Source organism: Microcoleus sp. Pol10D4 (genome assembly GCF_036701555.1).
Classification (GTDB): domain Bacteria; phylum Cyanobacteriota; class Cyanobacteriia; order Cyanobacteriales; family Microcoleaceae; genus Microcoleus.
This window is the reverse complement of sequence record NZ_JAUBRA010000173.1, coordinates 1-1,102: the sequence shown is the minus strand read 5'-3', so window position 1 is coordinate 1,102 and position 1,102 is coordinate 1. Positions and strand designations below refer to the sequence as shown.

Genomic DNA, 1,102 nt, shown 5'->3' with positions numbered 1-1,102 from the left:
TTGAATGCAGAAGGATTTGAAGGATGGTTATCTTTATATTTGTTACCAGATTTAACCAGTCCATCTATATTGATTATCTGTCGGGGTGACAAGTCGCTTATAACGCTGATAGAATAAGCCTCATAGCTCTTATTCCTTGTTGATAATTAGGTAGTTTATGTGGAGACAAAGACATTAATTCAACAACAACCTGCCAATTACTAAACATCGAATCGACCCATGATTCACCCCAAAGTCCAATATAAAAAGTGCTATGTCTAGCATATTTTCTATAATTTTCTGTTTTTCTACTTAGATATTCTTGAACTTGCTTTGACTTAATTTCCATCCCTTGAATTATACTCTTCAAGTATGCTAGTGATAACAAAATTAATAATTTACTCAGTCGCTCACCTGTGAGATTAGTCCTTTCTAGGTTATATCCTCCACCCTTAAAGTCTCTGAACATCTCTTCAATTCCAAATCTTTTTGCATAAGCATCAACTGCGGCTTGTATATCTGCCAAGCTTGTCAGAATATACCAAGGTTATGCATGTAGTAATATTTCGATATTTACCCAGCCACTTACCTGCTAGATTAAACCCCGTAATGGGTGCAGTTTTTCTGATTGTTACTTCTTGATTGAAAAAGCTATTTCCTGGCTCTAATCCTAGCATTTTTAGTTCTGCCCATAACTCCGATTCAATCTTGATACAAACATTCTTTTTTAGTCGTAAACAGAAATCTACTTTCTTCTCCCTCAGCCAATTTCCAAGGGTAACACTACAAAATTCACGATCTCCTAACACGATCAATTTATAATTTGATAAGGCGGCGAATACTGGCGTTAATACGAATTGTTGATTTTCTAATGTGCTGTTCCCTTGTTTGTCAAGCATTTTCCAATAAATAGGAATAGCTCTTTTTCGCCAAATCATGCTGACCATCAAAATATTATTGGATTGCCATTTGGTTCGATCTATTGCTAAATATACAACCTTATTCTGTTTGACAGTACCTTTAATCCAACCAATTACCAGTGACAGCCCATTCGTAACAAGTTAAGCTTGGATGGCAGTTGTCAAGGGGATTTGAGAAGATGCTTCAAAGAAAAAGTAGTCAG

General features: G+C 35.8%; 2 protein-coding genes. Both read right to left on the bottom strand.

Features of this window, described 5'->3' with window-relative positions; translation table 11 throughout:
* Positions 1–97: 97 nt before the first annotated feature.
* Positions 98–505: a hypothetical protein gene (locus QUA36_RS31220; RefSeq protein ID WP_333460165.1), complete on the bottom strand. Its 408-nt coding sequence runs from the start codon at positions 503–505 to the stop codon at positions 98–100.
* Positions 480–929 (bottom strand): hypothetical protein, encoded by a 450-nt coding sequence (locus QUA36_RS31215; RefSeq protein WP_333460164.1) that lies wholly within the window; start codon positions 927–929, stop codon positions 480–482. The genes QUA36_RS31220 and QUA36_RS31215 overlap by 26 nt, the downstream gene beginning before the upstream one ends.
* Between the last annotated feature and the right edge of the window lie 173 nt (positions 930–1,102).